The sequence below is a fragment of the Xanthobacter autotrophicus genome, from assembly GCF_030015065.1.
Classification (GTDB): Bacteria; Pseudomonadota; Alphaproteobacteria; order Rhizobiales; family Xanthobacteraceae; genus Xanthobacter; species Xanthobacter autotrophicus_D.
This window is the reverse complement of the sequence record NZ_JAIVFN010000470.1, coordinates 1-423: the sequence shown is the minus strand read 5'-3', so window position 1 is coordinate 423 and position 423 is coordinate 1. Positions and strand designations below refer to the sequence as shown.

1 protein-coding gene is annotated in these 423 nt (G+C 60.8%); it reads right to left on the bottom strand.

The features are described 5' to 3' along the window. Positions 1–286 (bottom strand): NAD(P)H-dependent oxidoreductase (locus tag K9U40_RS24085; RefSeq protein WP_282892567.1); only part of this gene is annotated, 286 nt, incomplete at its 3' end. Positions 287–423 lie beyond the last annotated feature (137 nt).

The window sequence follows — 423 nt, the reverse complement described above, 5'->3', positions numbered from 1 at the left end:
CCTTCAACGTGGATGGGATGCTGAAGTTGTACATCGGCGCGCCGATCACCACGATGTCGGCCTCCAGGAACTGCTGCATCACCTGTTCAGCATCGGTCGCTTCAGCGGCGTCGGTCTTGGCCAGCGAGCTGCTGCGCAGGTGCGGTACCGGATTGGCGTCAAGATCGCGATAATCGACCTGCAGGCCGTCGATCTGGCTGGCGAGGCGGGCGACCACGGCGGCCGACAGCTGGCGCGAGACGGAGTTGTCGCCAAGCACGCTGGCGTCGAGATGCAGAAGCTTCATGGCAGTCACCTATGTTCTGGGAGGAAGGGGCGGGGTGGCCCCGCCGACGGAGAGAACGATAGGTTGTTGCAAAGGCGGAATAAAGGTGATTGAATGCCACGTATTGTTCTAGATATGGAACTCGGGCATGCATGACC